We start from the raw sequence: 13,337 nt of genomic DNA, 5'->3' as shown, positions 1-13,337 counted from the left end.
GGCGCATCAAGCATAGGGGATTTCGCATGGATCTGGGCATCAGGGGAAAACGCGGGCTGGTCTGCGCCGCGTCCAAGGGTTTGGGTCGCGGCTGCGCCGAGGCATTGGCCGAGGCGGGCGTCGATCTGGTCATCAACGCCCGCAGTGCCGATGTGCTGCGCGCCACGGCGGATGAGATCGCAGCGAAATACGGCGTCAGCGTCACCCCCGTCGCCGCCGACATCACCACCGAGGATGGCCGCGCCGCCGTGCTGGACGCGCTTGGCGGGCAGGCCGATATTCTGGTGAACAATGCAGGCGGGCCGCCACCCGGCAAATGGACCGACTGGAGCCGCGACGACTTCATCAAGGCGCTGGACGCCAATATGCTGACCGCCGTGGCGCTGATGCAGGCGCTGGTTCCGGGCATGATGGAACGCGGCTGGGGGCGGGTCGTCAACATCACCTCGCAATCGGTCAAGACGCCCATCGGCATTCTTGGCCTTTCGAACACCGCCCGCACCGGGCTGACCGGCTTTGTCGCGGGCATGTCGCGTCAGGTCGCGCCCCATGGCGTCGTGGTGAACAACCTGCTGCCCGGCATCCACGCCACCGACCGCGCGATCAGCCTTGATACCGGCGTGTCCAAGGCCGAAGGGATCAGCATGGACGAAGCCCGCGCGAAGCGCGAAGCGACGATCCCGACCGGAACCTATGGCACGCCCGAGGATTTCGGCGCGACCTGCGCCTTTATGTGCAGCCAGCACGCGCGGTTCATGGTGGGACAGAACATCCTGCTTGATGGCGGCGTGTCCAACAGCACCATGTGACATAGGATGGATGCGACATTCCGGCAGAATGGACTTGCCGGAATGCCGCGCCGTCTCTACGACTAAAGGCGGAAATCGGGAGACGCTGGCGCAAGTCAGGGCCGAAGGAGCAACCGCCCCGGGAAACTCTCAGGCAAAACGAACCGTTTTCCGTTGAAGGACTGGAGAGAGGCAGCTTGCTGCCCGCCGAAGGGATAACGATCTCAGGCGCCCCAAGGGGGTAAGGACAGAGGGGGCATCTGAAGCGGGCGGGACAATTCCGTCTGTCAAACAGGGGATGCCCATGGCCGAACTTCGGCGCACAGCTTTATACGACCTGCACCTGTCGCTTGGCGGCAAGATGGTTCCGTTTGCCGGTTGGGAAATGCCCGTGCAATTCCCGATGGGCGTGATGGGCGAACACCTGCATACGCGCGCCGAGGCTGGGCTTTTCGATGTAAGCCATATGGGCCAGGTCATCCTGCGCGGCGAGGACATGGCGCAGGCGCTGGAAACGCTGGTGCCTGCCGATATCGTTGGCCTTGCGCCCGCACGGCAGCGTTACGGGCTGTTCACCGATAAAGCGGGCGGCATCCTTGACGATCTGATGATCGCCAACAAAGGCGACCACCTGCTGCTGGTCGTGAACGCCGCCTGTGTGGATCAGGACATCGCCCATCTGCGCGGGCTTGAGGCGCAGGGGGTGACTGTCACCCCCGTCACCGACCGCGCGCTGCTGGCGCTGCAGGGCCCCAAGGCCGAGACGGTGCTGGCGCGGTTGATCCCCGGCGTGACGGCAATGAAATTCATGGATGTGGCGGAATTCGACTGGCAGGGCGTTACGCTTTGGGTCAGCCGTTCGGGCTATACCGGCGAGGACGGGTTCGAAATCTCGGTCCCCGAAGCGGTTGCCGTGGCTTTTGCGCAGGCGCTGCTGGACGCGCCCGAGGTGGCGCCTATCGGTCTTGGTGCCCGCGACAGCCTGCGGCTTGAGGCGGGGATGCCGCTTTACGGCCATGACATGGACCGCGATACCAGCCCCGCTCAAGCGGCGCTTGGCTGGTCGGTCCCCAAGATCCGCCGTCAGGACGGCGCGCGGGCGGGTGGCTTTCCGGGGGCGGCGGCGATCCTGCCGGAACTGGCCCAAGGTCCGGCGCGTCTGCGCCGCGGCCTGCGTCCCGATGGCCGCGCACCCATTCGCGAAGGCGTGGCGATTTTCGATGCAGCACAGGGCGGCACACGGATCGGTCAGGTCTGCTCGGGCGGGTTCGGCCCCTCGGTTGGCGGGCCGGTCGCCATGGCGCTGCTGCCGCCCGAGATACCCGATGGGGCGACGGTCTGGGCCGAATTGCGCGGCAAGCGTGTCGCCGTGACGCTGACCCCCATCCCCTTCCACAAACCAAGCTACAAGCGCTGAAAGGCAAGGCATGTTGAAATATACCAAAGACCATGAATGGCTGCGTCAGGACGGCGACGATGTCGTCGTCGGCATCACCGCCCATGCCAGCGAGCAGCTGGGCGACGTGGTCTTTATCGAGCTGCCCGATGTGGGCCGCGAGGTGGCTGCGGGTGAAGAGATCGTGGTGATCGAGTCGGTCAAGGCCGCCTCGGACATCGTGGCCCCGGTCGCGGGCACGATCACCGCCGTGAACGAGGCGCTGCCCGACACCCCCGGCTCGGTCAATGACGATCCGCTGACGGCATGGTTTTTCCGCATCAGGCCCGCCGATCCCGACCTGTCGGGCTTTCTGGACGAAGACGCCTATCAGCAATTGATCGGCTGATCCCGGCGGCACTGCCGCATGGGTATTTGTAGAACTAAGAAATCCCTTGGGCCGGGTGTCCGGGGGCTGATCCCCGACATTCTTCCCAAGGGCCTTGGCCATGACGAAATGGACACCGACCGATTACAACCCCGATGATTTCGCGAACCGTCGCCATATCGGACCCTCGCCTGCCGAGATGGCCGAGATGCTGCGCGTCGTCGGTGCGGAAACGCTGGACGATCTGATCGCCCAGACCGTGCCCGCCAGCATCCGGCAGGATCAGCCCCTGGACTGGCCCGCACTGTCCGAGGCCGCGCTGCTGGCGAGGATGCGGGATGTGGCCAGCCGCAACCGCGTGATGACCAGCCTGATCGGTCAAGGCTATTACGGCACGGTCACGCCGCCGGCGATCCAGCGCAACATTCTGGAAAACCCGGCATGGTATACCGCCTATACCCCCTATCAGCCGGAAATCGCGCAGGGCCGGCTTGAGGCGCTGCTGAACTTCCAGACCATGGTGGCCGATCTGACCGGCCTGCCCATTGCCAATGCCAGCCTGCTGGACGAGGCGACGGCGGCGGCGGAAGCGATGGCGATGGCGCAGCGTCTGGCGAAGTCCAAGGCGCGGGGGTTCTTTGTCAGCAACGACCTGCATCCGCAGACCGTCTCGGTCATCGAGACGCGGGCCGAGCCGCTAGGCATCGAGATCATCCGGGGCAATGACTTCGATCCGGCGGAGGTCTTTGGTGCGATCTTCCAGTATCCCGGCACTTACGGCCATGTCCGCGACCTGAGCGCCGATTGTGCGGCGCTGCACGCGGCGGGCGCGATCGCCGTCGTCGCGACCGATCTGCTGGCGCTGTGCGTGCTGAAGGAGCCGGGCGCGATGGGCGCCGACATCGCCGTGGGCAGTGCGCAGCGGTTTGGCGTGCCGATGGGTTACGGCGGCCCCCATGCCGGGTTCATGTCCTGCCGGGACGCGATGAAGCGCGCCATGCCCGGTCGCATCGTCGGCGTCAGCATCGACGCCAAGGGCAACAAGGCCTATCGCCTGTCGCTGCAGACCCGCGAACAGCATATCCGGCGCGAGAAGGCCACATCGAACGTCTGCACGGCGCAGGCATTGCTGGCAGTCATGGCGTCGTTCTATGCGGTGTTCCACGGGCCGGTCGGGCTGCGGGCCATTGCGCAGCGGGTGCATCTGAACGCGGTGGCGCTGGCCCAGGCGCTGCGGGCGGCGGGGGCGGATGTCGCGCCCGATGCGTTCTTTGACACCATCACCGTGCGCGTGGGCGTGGGCCAGCAGGGCATCATGGCCGCGGCCCGCCATCGTGGCATCAACCTGCGCCGCGTCGGTCGCGACCGCGTGGGCATCAGTGTCGATGAGACGACCGATGCCAGCGTCATTGCCCGTGTGCTGGATGCCTTTGGCATCACCGATCCGGCAGCGCCTGCGCAGTCGCCTTCGATCCCGGACGGGTTGATCCGCGGCAGCGATTACCTGACCCATCCGGTGTTCCACATGAACCGGGCGGAATCCGAGATGATGCGCTATATGCGTCGGCTATCGGACCGTGATCTGGCGCTGGACCGTGCGATGATCCCCTTGGGCTCCTGCACGATGAAGCTGAATGCCGCCGCCGAGATGATGCCGATCACCTGGCCCGAATTCGGTGCGCTGCATCCCTTTGCCCCTGAAGATCAGGCGGCGGGCTATCATGAGGTCTTTGCCGACCTGACCGACAAGCTGTGCGCGATCACCGGATATGATGCATTTTCGCTGCAACCCAATAGCGGGGCGCAGGGGGAATATGCCGGACTGCTGACCATCGCCGCCTATCACTGCTCGCGCGGTGAGGATCGCGATGTATGCCTGATCCCGATGTCGGCGCATGGCACGAACCCGGCATCGGCGCAGATGTGCGGCATGAAGGTCGTGGTGGTGAAATCCGCGCCGAATGGTGACATCGACCTTGAGGATTTCGCCGACAAGGCTGCGCAGGCGGGCGCGAAACTGGCGGCGGTAATGATCACCTATCCCAGCACGCATGGCGTTTTCGAAGATACCGTGCGCGAGGTTTGCCGCATCACCCATCAGCATGGCGGGCAGGTCTATATCGACGGCGCGAACATGAACGCCATGGTCGGGCTGGTGAAACCGGGCGAGATCGGCGGCGATGTCAGCCACCTGAACCTGCACAAGACATTCGCCATTCCGCATGGCGGCGGTGGTCCCGGCATGGGGCCGATCGGGGTCAAGGCGCATCTGGCGCCCTTCCTGCCCGCCGATCCGCGACAGGGTGCGGGTGCGGTGTCGGCGGCGCCGTGGGGGTCGGCCTCGATCCTGCTGATAAGTTGGGCCTATATCCTGATGATGGGCGGCGCGGGGCTGACGCAGGCGACGCGGGTGGCGATCCTGAACGCCAACTATATCGCCAGCCGCTTGGCCGGGGCTTACCCGGTGCTGTTCATGGGCAATCGGGGCCGCGTGGCGCATGAATGCATTCTGGACACGCGCCCGTTTCAGGAACATGGCGTTACCGTGGACGATATTGCCAAGCGATTGATCGACAACGGTTTCCACGCGCCAACCATGAGCTTTCCCGTCCCCGGCACGCTGATGGTCGAACCGACCGAGTCGGAAACCAAGGCCGAGATCGACCGCCTGATCACCGCCTTCATGGCGATCCGGGCCGAGATCACCGACGTGGCCGAGGGCCGCATCACCGCCGAAGCCAGTCCCCTGCGCCACGCCCCCCACACCGTCGAGGATCTGGTGGCCGACTGGGACCGCGCCTATTCGCGCGAACAGGGTTGCTTCCCGCCGGGTGCGTTCCGGGTGGACAAATATTGGCCGCCGGTCGGGCGCGTAGACAACGCTTACGGCGACCGCAACCTGATCTGCACCTGCCCCCCGCTTGAGCTTTATGCGGAAGCCGCGGAATAAGGCAGCGCCGGGCCGGCAAGTATCGGCCCGGCATCACATTTCATCCTGTTTTCACGAATCTGCCACGTTTCAAGAAACCGCTCACGCTAGACTGACGTTGTTGTGATCTGTGCGGTCGCCCAGCCCTTTCTGCCATGGCGGCAAGACCGAAGCGTGAAACAGGTGGAATGAAATCATGGTAAAAACTGCTACAGCCGCGCCTCCCCCCCGCGCGCAAGAGGAACTGGTCGCCAATATCATGGCGATCCCGGCAGCCGTCGGCATGGTCGCAGCGCTGGTGGAATTTTTCCGCAATGCCTCGGGCGTGGCATGGACCAGCGGGGCGGGGCTGTCGCTGTTTGGCTGCGCCGCGCTGCTGGGTGCCACTTGGTTGGTCGGGCGGCTGCGGTCCGGCCCGCTGCGCACGACCTTTACCGTGCTGATCCTGATCGGTGGGCTGCTGACCGCGCTGGCCGCGTGGTTTCTGGAAAGCAACATCGTCCTGATCGCCATGCTGGCCATGCTGGCCTGCTGGCTGCTTTTCGTGCTGATCGCGAGGTAATGGCCATGCGTATTCTTGCAACCGCGCTGGCCCTGCTTGCCGTGACCCCGGCTTTCGCCCAACAGGCCGAATGGACGGGTTTCCACGGCGACGGCATGGCGCAGAAATATTCGCGCTCGACCCAGATCACGCCTGAAAACGTGGGCCAGCTGGAAAAGGTCTGGGAACTGCATACCGGCGACGTGTCGAACGGCAAGGGTGACATTCCCGGCACGGTCTGGTCGGCCACGCCCATCGTCGCCAACGACACGATTTATGTGGGCACGCCATTCTATCGGGTCATCGCGGTCGAACCCGATACGGGCCGCGTCAAATGGACCTATGATCCCAAGACGCTTCTGAAGGCGCTGACCCAGCCCGAGCTGAAGAACCGCGGCGTGACCTATTGGGAAGACAAGGGCGCAACTGGCCCTTGTTCCAAGCGCGTCTATATCGGCACCATGTCGGGCCAGATCCACGCGCTGGACGCCGATACCGGCCAGCTTTGTCAGGATTTCGGCAATGCCGGCATTCTGGACGTGAACCAGTGGAACAAGCCCGACGCGAATTTTCCGCTGTCGCAATTGCAGCCGCCAACCGTCTACAAGGACACGCTGCTGCTGGGTTGGGCTGGCAAGGACTGGGTGGACAGCAAGAATCCCTTGGGTTCGGTCCATGCGGTCGATGCCCGCACGGGCGAATTGAAATGGAAGTTCTATTCCATCCCCGAGGATTATCAGGGCAAGACCGGCACCTCGAACGTCTGGACGGCCATGTCGGTCGATGAGGCGAATGGGCTGGTCTATCTGCCTGTATCCTCGCCCAGCCCGGATTTCTATGGCGGGGATCGCAAAGAGCCGATCCCCTATGCCACATCGGTCACGGCGCTGAACGGGGATACGGGGCAGGTCGTCTGGTCGCGGCAGTTGGTCTATCACGACATCTGGGACTATGACATCAACGCCGCGCCGACGCTGATCGACATTCCCAAGGATGGCGGCACGGTTCCGGCGCTGGTCCAGACCAGCAAGATGGGGATGTATTTCGTGCTGAACCGCCTGACCGGCGAGCCGATCTTCCCGATCGAGGACCGCCCGGTGCCACAGACGGACGTGGAAGGCGAATGGACCTCGCCCACGCAGCCCTTCCCGACGCTGCCGAAAGCCGCGACCCCGGATGACTGGGGTGGGGTCTTCAAGCTGGCCGATGTGGCGTCCTTTGGCTGGTGTTCCGCCAAGGCCAAGGAACTGCGCTATGAGGGCCGCTATACGCCGCCCAGCCTGCAGGGCACGCTGGCATTCCCCGCGACGGCGGGCGGGATGCAATGGGGCGGCGGCACCGTCGATCCCGAGACCGGCATCTATTACGTCAACAGCTCGAAGGTGGTGCAGATCTACCAACTGATCGAGCGCGGCGAATATGACAAGCTGACCTCGGGCGGGTCCGAGGCATCGGGCGGGCTGTTCCCGATGAACGGCGCGCCTTACGGGTTCCGGCTGACGAACTTCCTGAACCCGATGGGCATGCCCTGCTGGAAGCCGCCTTACGGTACCATGTCGGCGGTCGATCTGAAATCCGGCGAAACTTTGTGGCAGGAACCCTTTGGGCAGGTGCAGCAATGGGGTTTCTATATGCCCGAAAGCTGGGGCTCGCCCACGATCGGCGGGCCGGTGCTGACCAAATCGGGTCTGATCTTCATCGGCGGCTCGATGGATGCGCGTGTCCGGGCCTTGGACGCAAAATCCGGCAAAGTGCTGTGGAAGGCGCAGGTGGACGCGCCCGCCGTCTCGATCCCAGCCGTTTTCGACTATAAGGGCCGGGAATACGTGCTGTTCACGGCGGGCGGCAACTCGATCATCAAGCCGCAGGTCGGCGATCAATTGGTGGCTTTCGCCCTGCCCGAGTGAGACGAAATACCGCGCGCGGGGTATCTTGACATTCCTCGCGCGCGCGTCCAATTAGCGCCACTAGTGGGGTCGTAGCTCAGTTGGTAGAGCGCGTCGTTCGCAATGACGAGGTCAGGGGTTCGATTCCCCTCGGCTCCACCAGATTTTCTATATAGTATATTTTCCTTATTCAAATCAGCTAGTTGAAGAGAGAACGGTCGTTGATTTTCTCTGCATTCTGACCAGTCATTCTGACCACCAATGCTTGTTACCTTTTTCCGTGCCGACTTGCTGAGCCTTCAGCGACTTCTAGAGGTCTGCGCCCTCACGACTTCTCAGCGGCATATTCTCCTCTGCGGCTTGCAGCGGCCCTGCGATGTGGTGCTTGCATCTCAGGGATGTGCGCGGCTGCTTTAGTCCAAGTGGCTCGATCTGCCGCCTTCACAGCAGTCCCAGAACAGTCGTCGGAGCCACTTCATGAAACCTGTGGTTCTCGTTAGCGCCATCATCCCTTTGGCTGCCTATGCCGCCTCTGAGCCCGCCTCCGTGGGTATGGCGAACCTGCTTCGGCCTATTGTGCCAGCCACGGTGGCCGTTTCGAAATCCGCAAAAGCGCGGTGGCGAGGTCAGGCTATTGTCATCTGCCCGATGGCTGCGCGGTGGAGGAATGGGCTCGTTCCGGGCTCAGCGGGACGGATGAGGCGTCGCCGCCTCTTCTAGGATGAACGAGCTTGCCCTCTTTGGGCAACTCCGAGCGGACACGACGCCGGACACTCCATCAGTATCACCACATCCTGCCCACGATGGTAAGGATGCGGCCTTAAGCCGCCGTTCGTCGCGAATGCCAATTCGGCAACGGTCTGTCGAGCTTGGGACATTGCCGCCATCCACGTAGAGGGCAGAATCAGTGAAAAGGGAATACTTTTGTTAGCATGACCTACGACCAAGTGACGCTGCACACGGGTGAAACAGCTTCTAGTTCTGGACGCGTCAAAACAAGATCTGACGAGAAGTAAGCAAAACGATCAAAAAAGAAAAAATTGCTACTCCAACGTGAGTTTAAGTGGGCAGACGAGATAGCAGAAACACGCAGGAGATTCCTTTTTGCATCCATTAAAGACGAAATTCGTTTATCTCGCCCATTCACAACCACCCCTTCCTTCCAGGGCGACCCATCGCCAAGAGCGATTTGAATGCGCTTTACTATATGAAAAAATGATTGATCAAGATTTACTTTCTCCCAGAACATCGCTTCAATACTCTCGCCGCTAAGTGCATTATAATCCCCCCAACCATTTATGGTTGCATCACCCATCCTTGCTGATGCAAATGCCACTTCATCATCTTCGGTGAAGAGTCTTTTCAAAACAAATAATACTACCCCACCAAAAATAATGTATGCAGGGCTAAAGGCAATGTCGCACCGCAAAGGATTTAGGCAAAGAATGGATCTTCGCCCAATGTTTTTGTAATCTTTCAAGGCTATTTCTATTGATTCAGTGGATTCATAGTCGAACGGACCATACCCATCCTCCTCATGGAGGCCGGTATTGGATGCTATGACAAAATTCACCTTACGATTACTCCGCTATCTTAAAGTGTGTATTTTGCATCCTTTGCGTAATCACTTATAGTGTCAACGGCTTCGGATGAAGTTGCCAGCCCACAGTGACGATCAAACTAAGCCCTGCCGCGAAGCAAGCTGGGGCGGTAATCCTCCCCGTTTTAACGGGGTGCAGAAGTAGACTTCAGGCAGTCATCTTCAGTTTCTGGGCGGGTGTAACGCCGCCGATGCCCATGTTGGGGCGCTCATTGTTGTAAGTCCATAGCCAGTCGGCTGCGATCTGTTGTGCCTCCTCGATGGTTTCAAAGATGTAGAGGTCCAACCATTCATGCCCGACCGTTCTGTTGTATCGTTCGACATAAGCGTTCTGCTGGGGCTTTCCGCCGCTGCGATACCCCGTTCCGCCCCCAGCGACTCTGTAACGGCCCCTAAACAGCCCCTTTTCCTCCCGGCAGGGTCGGGCCTGTGCCTAGCCGTGTGTGCCCTTGTGCGGCCCTTTGAGAATCTCTGAAGGGGCTGGGCGATGGGCTGGGAGAGCGGGGCTTATCAACGTTGCAGAGCAAGCTGCAGAACGGTCGGTATCGTATAGCCTTGGAAGGTGTTATACAGGCGGTCAACAAGCGTCAGAGGCGGAAAAATGACCGACGACGAGCTTAGGAAGCAAGTTGCCAAGCTGATCGCAGACGGGGGCCGTGCGCGGCTTAGCGATATACTTGTCCCGGCGCTTGCGGCTGGGATCATCATGGGCACGACCACATTGGTCGTGAAGGTGTTCCTCTAGAAGGCTAGGGCGGCGGAGCGTCGTGCTCAACCGTCCAGCCCCAGCGCTCTGTAACGGCCCCTGTAGCGGTCTCTGGCCTTCCCGGCAGTGTCAAGCCTATGCCAAGCCGTGTGTGCCCTTGTGCGGCGCTCTGAGAGTCTCTGAAGGTGCTGGGTGATGGGCTGCGGGATTAGGGCACGCTATAGCACCAAACGCGGTTCAGACACAAATGGACCGATTACCCCTTTTTAGAGCACTGGACAGGGATCAGGTCAGTTACCGCCACCTATAGCACAAGACAGGGGATCAGACATGGAGGCACCAATTACCCCTTACCATAGCCCGACGATCCGAAGAGATACATAGGTGGGGAGGGATGGGTGATTGCCCCTCACCATAGCTCCAGTAAGCGGTTCACATAGATATACAGACGAAGGGAGAGATGGGTAATTACCCCACGCTATAGCACCAGAAGGGGTTCAGCATAGATATACATAGAGGGTGCATCGTGACGCTGTTCGATGTCATGAGATAGGGTTCACTAACAGTCTCCTCCCGCCGCCCCCTTCCTTTCCATGTCATAGCAATGCTGTTCTATGCCATGTGGATGGTCTGATAGATGCAATGCCCGCCCACGGCTCCACGCCACTCCCCAGATAATTTGGTGGAAAAATCTGTGGTCTTGCCCTCGACAGGGGCGGCTGGATCATACCCCCGTGCCCCTTCGCTGCCTTCTCTAGGATGTTGGACGCCCTGACCGGGCGTTACACCCTACCACGCGTGGGTCGCCCCTCGACACGCCGCAAGCACTCAGGCCCCCGTGCCCTCTTCTTCGCCTTGGCCGTCAGGCAAGCTCGAGTGGGAGCAGAAGGGGCATTCAATTACGGCGACTATCACGAAGTGAGTCAAAGCGGCCCTGCCATCATCAAGCCGCTGTGCATTGCCGCCTGCTATAGCAGGCAGACACGGCTGATCAGGCGATTCTTTTGGGTATACTTCAATGGAACTGCATGTGGGTGTGGTTTCATAAATAATATTGACCACTCAAAACGAACCGTTATTAGGGAACCATTCAAAGCGAACTAGAGGCCCCATGTTCATCCGCGCTTATCTTCGTGCTTCGACCTCAGAGCAGGACGCTACCCGCGCCCGTGCTGACCTTGACCGCTTCGCCGCCGACCACGGCCTGACCATTGCTGCCCGGTACATTGAGAATGAAAGCGGGGCAAAGTTGGACCGGCCTGAGTTGTTCCGCTTGCTATCCGATTGCGGGCCGGGAGACGTGTTGCTGGTGGAGCAGGTTGACCGCCTCAGCCGATTGAACGGGGAGGATTGGTCGCGCCTCAAGGCTGAGATCACCAGCAAGCGGGTAAGAGTCGTCGCGCTGGACCTCCCGACCTCTCATCAGTTGATCCGGACGGGCGGGGATGATTTCACGGCGCGAATGCTTGATGCCATCAACGGTATGATGCTGGACATGCTGGCAGCGATAGCTCGCAAGGATTACGAGGACAGGCGGCGCAGACAGCGGCAGGGGATTGACGAAGCGAAGAAGCGGGGGGCCTATCGGGGCAGACCAGCCGACCAGAAGCGCAACGAGGCGATAAAGAAGATGCTGGCAAGCGGGCAAAGTTGGTCCAGCATCATTGAGGCCACGGGCTGTTCCCGCGCTACCCTGAGCCGCCTGAAGAATGAGGCTTGACGTGGATATTTCGCAATGGGTCGGCTGGGGGATCGTGGGTATTTGGTTTGTACTGTGCGTTTGGGCGCTGTGGATGAGGCCGCCATGCTGAGCGTAGTATAGACAGCCGGATTTTCTACTTCCCATAGGAAGCGGGCAATTAGGACACCCTATAGGAGCCATGCCCCATGCTATAGGGCAGGGCTGAATGCCCTCGTGTAGAGACGCCCCCATGCGGCGACCAATCTGTCTTTATCTGTGGCGCTATCTGTTCGACTAGGAAAGCCATGGCCGACACCAAATTTTCTTTCAAGGAATTCACCAGATGCCCCGCCAACTAAAACGGCGGTCCAAAATTGCTTGACCACGGAGCAAGGGCCATGCAGAAACTACGCCATGACTAGCACAAATGCCGGATGATCCGGTTGCCTAGCTCCCTTTGGGAAAGCCGGGCACTAACTGAGCGGAAGCAGGATGAAAATCCGAATAAGCGCCGCAACCGACTGAGCCGGGGCGCAAGCCCCACAACGAAACCGGGCGTGAGCCCAACTAGCCCCGCCGACCACGAACGCCTCTGTTGCGTTGCTGTGTCGGCACCCCCCTTGAATGGGGTCAGGTCGCCGGTTGTAGAGCCGATGCGGCCTTTTGGCGTTTTTGCGTCAGAAATTCCGTCAACTTCAAAGGAAAAGATGAACGAAATGAATATTAAGCCCGAGTCCCGTATCGTCGTAGAGATTAAGGGGGCGATACGTCAGGGTCAGCCGAGCGCATACGCGGCGCGGGCTTGGACGGAGACTGGCGTAGCAAGGACGCACCTTTTCACCCTCGCAGAAATCGTAGAAGGGGAGGATAAGGTCCCGGAACTGACGGCGATAGGGGCGGCGCTAAGTGCTATCCAGCGCCCTTGTGTTTCCACCGTGGTTATTGAAACCGCGTCAACGTGGATAGCTGATCGCATCAACGGCGACCTTCCGAGATGGCGCGACACCGGAGCCATATTCGATAAAAAAGGCAAGCCTTTGTCGAAAAACACGGTTCACGGATGGGCATCCGCTTTGACTGCGGCGGAAGGACTTGCTGTGGCCGCTCGACACAGAAGCGATATCGACCTTGATCCGATCGCGGAGTGGAATTTGTTGCGGGCAGGGGAGGGGCCGCGCAATTCCGCCGAGGCGTCCTTTCTTGCGGCCTCGAATGCGCGGCGGGCGCAGCGGGGCTCAAAGGCCCGGATGAAGAATGCAGATGAGCGCAATAGGCAGGCGGCGGAGCGGGCGCAGAGGGCCAACGCCTGATGACGATGCAGCACGACAGCCGGAGTGAACGACTGATTGTAAGCGTTTTCTAGGCCGCACCTTCCGAGTTTTCGGCTGACCTGCGACTCCGTGTCTGACGGAGATTAGCGGTTGAGTTTCGCGATGGCGACTA

The 13,337-nt window shown here is 60.9% G+C and carries 10 protein-coding genes, 1 tRNA gene, 2 pseudogenes and 1 riboswitch; of the genes and pseudogenes, 11 read left to right on the top strand and 2 right to left on the bottom strand.

Annotated elements, in window-relative coordinates:
- The first annotated feature begins 26 nt into the window (after positions 1–26).
- The 8 genes and pseudogenes from FN835_RS11070 to FN835_RS21590 form a co-directional block, all read left to right on the top strand.
- Positions 27–809: an SDR family oxidoreductase gene (locus FN835_RS11070; protein WP_142663291.1), complete on the top strand. Its 783-nt coding sequence runs from the start codon at positions 27–29 to the stop codon at positions 807–809.
- 66 nt (positions 810–875) lie between these two features.
- A riboswitch (glycine riboswitch) is annotated at positions 876–965 on the top strand.
- A gap of 127 nt (positions 966–1,092) precedes the next feature.
- Complete coding sequence (gene gcvT / locus FN835_RS11065) at positions 1,093–2,205, top strand: glycine cleavage system aminomethyltransferase GcvT (protein ID WP_142663290.1); 1,113 nt, start codon at positions 1,093–1,095, stop codon at positions 2,203–2,205.
- Between the two features lie 10 nt (positions 2,206–2,215).
- Positions 2,216–2,572 carry a glycine cleavage system protein GcvH gene (gene gcvH / locus FN835_RS11060; protein WP_142663289.1) on the top strand — a complete coding sequence of 119 codons (357 nt, stop codon included), beginning with the start codon at positions 2,216–2,218 and terminating at the stop codon, positions 2,570–2,572.
- A 100-nt stretch (positions 2,573–2,672) separates the two neighbouring features.
- Positions 2,673–5,501, top strand: coding sequence for an aminomethyl-transferring glycine dehydrogenase (gene gcvP / locus FN835_RS11055; protein ID WP_142663288.1), 2,829 nt, complete (start codon positions 2,673–2,675; stop codon positions 5,499–5,501).
- 175 nt (positions 5,502–5,676) lie between these two features.
- Positions 5,677–6,042: a hypothetical protein gene (locus tag FN835_RS11050; protein WP_142663287.1), complete on the top strand. Its 366-nt coding sequence runs from the start codon at positions 5,677–5,679 to the stop codon at positions 6,040–6,042.
- A gap of 5 nt (positions 6,043–6,047) precedes the next feature.
- Complete coding sequence (locus FN835_RS11045) at positions 6,048–7,928, top strand: pyrroloquinoline quinone-dependent dehydrogenase (protein ID WP_246098711.1); 1,881 nt, start codon at positions 6,048–6,050, stop codon at positions 7,926–7,928.
- A 65-nt stretch (positions 7,929–7,993) separates the two neighbouring features.
- Positions 7,994–8,069 (top strand) — tRNA-Ala (locus tag FN835_RS11040).
- Between the two features lie 404 nt (positions 8,070–8,473).
- Positions 8,474–8,632 (top strand): annotated as a pseudogene (locus FN835_RS21590) (DUF333 domain-containing protein); the annotation flags it as partial.
- A gap of 212 nt (positions 8,633–8,844) precedes the next feature.
- On the opposite strand, the gene FN835_RS11030 reads toward FN835_RS21590, so the two are convergent.
- Both FN835_RS11030 and FN835_RS11025 read right to left on the bottom strand, forming a co-directional pair.
- Positions 8,845–9,387, bottom strand: coding sequence for a hypothetical protein (locus FN835_RS11030; protein ID WP_142663285.1), 543 nt, complete (start codon positions 9,385–9,387; stop codon positions 8,845–8,847).
- Between the two features lie 268 nt (positions 9,388–9,655).
- Positions 9,656–9,853: pseudogene (locus tag FN835_RS11025) on the bottom strand (integrase core domain-containing protein); the annotation flags it as partial.
- Between the two features lie 255 nt (positions 9,854–10,108).
- Between FN835_RS11025 and FN835_RS21220 the strand changes: the two are divergent.
- The 3 genes from FN835_RS21220 to FN835_RS11015 all read left to right on the top strand — a co-directional run bounded on the left by FN835_RS21220 (position 10,109) and on the right by FN835_RS11015 (position 13,204).
- On the top strand, positions 10,109–10,252 hold the full coding sequence (locus FN835_RS21220; protein ID WP_185958648.1) for a hypothetical protein: 144 nt from the start codon (positions 10,109–10,111) through the stop codon (positions 10,250–10,252).
- 1,072 nt (positions 10,253–11,324) lie between these two features.
- On the top strand, positions 11,325–11,933 hold the full coding sequence (locus FN835_RS11020; RefSeq protein WP_142663284.1) for a recombinase family protein: 609 nt from the start codon (positions 11,325–11,327) through the stop codon (positions 11,931–11,933).
- A gap of 668 nt (positions 11,934–12,601) precedes the next feature.
- Complete coding sequence (locus FN835_RS11015; RefSeq protein ID WP_142663283.1) at positions 12,602–13,204, top strand: hypothetical protein; 603 nt, start codon at positions 12,602–12,604, stop codon at positions 13,202–13,204.
- Positions 13,205–13,337: the final 133 nt, after the last annotated feature.

The sequence above is a fragment of the Paracoccus laeviglucosivorans genome (assembly GCF_900182695.1).
GTDB classification, from domain to species: Bacteria; Pseudomonadota; Alphaproteobacteria; order Rhodobacterales; family Rhodobacteraceae; genus Paracoccus; species Paracoccus laeviglucosivorans.
This window is presented reverse-complemented; position numbering and strand designations above follow the sequence as displayed.